Origin of the sequence: Photobacterium sp. OFAV2-7, assembly GCF_022347985.1 — a bacterium.
Classification (GTDB): domain Bacteria; phylum Pseudomonadota; class Gammaproteobacteria; order Enterobacterales; family Vibrionaceae; genus Photobacterium.
The window spans coordinates 1-2,792 of sequence record NZ_JAKRFQ010000711.1; the positions used below are offsets into that span (position 1 = coordinate 1).

Annotated in this window: 2 protein-coding genes; one reads left to right on the forward strand and one right to left on the reverse strand. The window is 43.4% G+C overall.

Going from position 1 to position 2,792, the window contains the following annotated elements; genetic code table 11:
• On the forward strand, positions 1-924 hold a 924-nt coding region (locus MHN01_RS23415), incomplete at its 5' end, for a bifunctional diguanylate cyclase/phosphodiesterase (RefSeq protein ID WP_239413757.1).
• Between the two features lie 143 nt (positions 925-1,067).
• Here MHN01_RS23415 and MHN01_RS23420 read toward each other — a convergent pair.
• The coding region (locus tag MHN01_RS23420) for a methyl-accepting chemotaxis protein (protein ID WP_239413758.1) at positions 1,068-2,792 on the reverse strand (1,725 nt) is incomplete at its 5' end.

The window sequence follows — 2,792 nt, forward strand, 5'->3', positions numbered from 1 at the left end:
GGAAGCACCTATGAGTCTTTGTCGAAGTGTGCCGATGAAGCCCTGTATGTCGCCAAACATTCTAGTAAGAACCAATACCAGCTTTATAATAAGCAGCTAAATGCTAAGCGCTCTAGGCAAAATCAAATACAGCTAGCCCTGCATGAAGCGCTCAAAAATGGTGAGCTGTACCTGCACTATCAGCCTCAGGTAGAGCTGCGTAGTGGAAAAGTGATCGGCTGCGAAGCCCTTGCACGTTGGCAGAGCTCAGCTCTTGGGACAATCTCGCCTGCAGAGTTTATTCCGATTGCCGAAAGCTCCGGTATGATCATTCAGATTGGTCGATGGGCACTCGAAGAGAGTTTGCGCCAGCTAAGCATTTGGCGTTCTCAAGGACTGACTGAATTGTGTATCGCAGTCAACCTCTCCAGTAGACAGTTTACCGACGATGGGTTGATCCCGTTAGTCGATATGCTACTGGCAAAATACTCGCTGCCGGGTAAGTGTGTAGAGCTTGAAATCACCGAGAGCATGCTAATCAATGACACCGAGAAAGCCTTATTCACGATGACTCAGCTTACAACTCGTGGAATCCGACTAGCCATTGATGACTTTGGCACGGGTTATTCGAACCTGAGTTATTTGAGTCAGCTGTCTGTTCATCGCCTTAAAATCGATCGCTCGTTGTTGCCGAAGAACAGAAACGAACAGCAGAGTATTACGATCATCAAAGCAATTATTCGTATGGGACATGCTTTGGGCCTAAATGTCCTTACGGAAGGGGTAGAAACTCATGAGCAAGCACAATTTTTATGTGAGCTTGGCTGTGATAATGGCCAGGGGTTTTACTTCGCCCATCCACTGTCAGGCGATGAGTTTCTTAGCTTCTGTTGTCAATCGATGACTGTTGAGAAGGATAAGGGCACGCTGGGCATGTCATCTTAGGATATCTAACTCAGTAACTTGCTCTTTTGCAATGGCCGAATTTAAGACCTTCATGCCAAATAATGTTAGTGTACCTTTTCATTGAAGAAAGGGCTCAATGTTTCAAGAAATATTGAGCCACTTTACCTCGATGACATTATTATCTATACATTAAAACTAGCAATGGCTTTATCTAGACCTCTTGCTTGCTCGGCAACTGCACTTGCTGCTTGTGAATTCTCATGTACTGAATTTGAATTATCGATTGTGATATCACGAATAGAACTGATGTTCTGGCTAATATCGGCAGCAACAATACTTTGTTGTTCAACGGCTGCAGCAATTTGGGTGCTGTTTTCTAGTATCCGTTGCATATCACTCATAATTTGAGTGATCATATTTTCAGCACTATTAGCCTGTTCAACACTCTGCTCACCGTGAGTACGACAACTGCCAATTTGCTCAACAACGACTCTAGTTTGCTCTTGGACCGAAGTAATAATAGTTGAAATTTCTTCGGTGGATTGTTGGGTACGCCCAGCAAGTGTTCGAACCTCATCGGCAACGACAGCAAACCCTCGGCCTTGTTCTCCCGCTCGTGCCGCTTCAATTGCTGCATTCAATGCCAGCAGATTAGTTTGCTCCGCAATTCCACGGATCACATCCAACACGGTACCAATGTTGTCAGACAGGCCTGATAAGTTACTAATCTCTTCACTGGTTTTAGCTAGCTCATTAGACAATGAACTAATACGCTCTTTCGTTGAATTGATTTCAGCCAAGCCTGCTGCTGCACCTTGATGGCTTCGCTCTGCGTTAACAGCGGCGCTTTCAGTGGTAGATGCAACTTCCTTGACTGTTTCACCCATCTCAGTGATTGCAGTTGCTACTGAGTCTGTCTCGGACTGTTGTTGAGCTAAAGCTGCTTCTGTTGCCTGGCTGCTGTGCTGCAACTGCTCGGAGGCGGCTCCCAGCTCTGTGATTGTTGATTGAACGCTGCTAATAAGCTGTCGCATACTGGCCATAAGGTCATTAAAGTTAGCCGCCATCTCAGCCATTTCATCTTTGTTGCTGTCGTCAGCAAGCAGGGTTAGATCATGACTGCGTGAAATCTCTGACATTAGGCGATTTAAAGCGGAAATGCTGCGCTGAATCCCTTTATTGATGAGTAAAGACAACACTGCCAATATAACAATCACACCTACAACCGAGAAGGAAATAATGGTTAACACTCGACTTTTAGCTTCTACAAGCTCTCCCTCGATCTGGGCTTCCATCTTAGAGAATATCTCCTCCACATGATGTGATGCTGTACGAACCTTGCCTCGCAAGCCTTCATTGTAAGCAAAACCAATTAGGTCCTTCTGCTCATACATCTGCTCAAATGTATGATTAAACTGAGTCAGCTCAGACTTGAAATCGAGCTCTTGAGCATTATTAAGCTTTTTATATAACGCTTGATAATCATTCAAATAATCCATGTTATTTGAAAAGGCAAAAAGCTCGGCCTTGAGAACCAGTGTATAAATAGTACTCGCATTCGTATCGTCATGATGGGCATGCTCCATCAGATTCTCAGATTGTTCAAACAAATCGTTATAAAGCCCTTCAGAATGTTTCAACCCAAGGGTTTGATAATCATGTATTATCTCAAGAAAACTCGCTTTATAGGTTTGCATCTCAATCATTATTTGGCTCAATTCAGGCACATTGACTGACAATTCATCCAGTTCCTTACTCAAAATTTGCGTTTTACGCTCAAAATCAGAGTAGGTGTTAATGAACTTGGTTTTATATTTAAGGTCCAAACGTGCTAAAAAGTCTTTCTCATTTCGGCGTAATGTAAGTAATGAAACTTCTAATGATTTAACATCTGTAAATGTTTGATC